This is a genomic window from Vibrio sp. 811 (assembly GCF_033339195.1).
In genome coordinates this window covers 1-538 of record NZ_JAWOUB010000857.1, presented here as the reverse complement: position 1 = coordinate 538, position 538 = coordinate 1, and the positions used below count along the sequence as shown (strand labels likewise).

General features: G+C 48.0%; 1 protein-coding gene. It reads left to right on the top strand.

Annotated elements, in window-relative coordinates; translation table 11 throughout:
- On the top strand, positions 1 to 538 hold a 538-nt coding region (locus tag R7Q46_RS29785; RefSeq protein ID WP_318078668.1), incomplete at both ends, for a galactose-1-epimerase.

Below are 538 nucleotides of genomic sequence, written 5' to 3'. Positions count from 1 at the left end.
TTGTTGGCCGCTTTGCTAACCGAATTGCGAAAGGGCAGTTTGAGATAGACGGAGAGAAGTATCAACTTGGTATCAACAACGGTGAAAACTCACTGCACGGTGGCCTAGAAGGGTTTGATAAACGCCGCTGGAAGGTTGAAGAGCAAAATGATCAACAGGTCACTTTTTCACTTCGCTCCCCGGACGGTGACCAAGGCTATCCGGGAAACCTCGATGTGAAGGTGACGTACACGCTCACTGACGAGAATGAACTAGCTATCGCCTATGATGCTAAGACCGACAAAACATCACCAGTGAATTTAACCAATCACGCCTACTTTAACTTGGCTGGTGAGGCGAGCCGCGCAAAAAGTTTGGATCATACTTTACAGCTTAACGCTGGATATTACTTGCCAACGGATGCGGGGTTAATTCCTACCGGTGAACAAAAGCCAGTTTTGGGTACCAGTTTCGACTTCACCGAGCCAAAATCGATAGGCCAAGAATTTCTTGCCGAGCAAGATCAGAAAACTGCTGGTGGCTACGATCACGCCTTTCT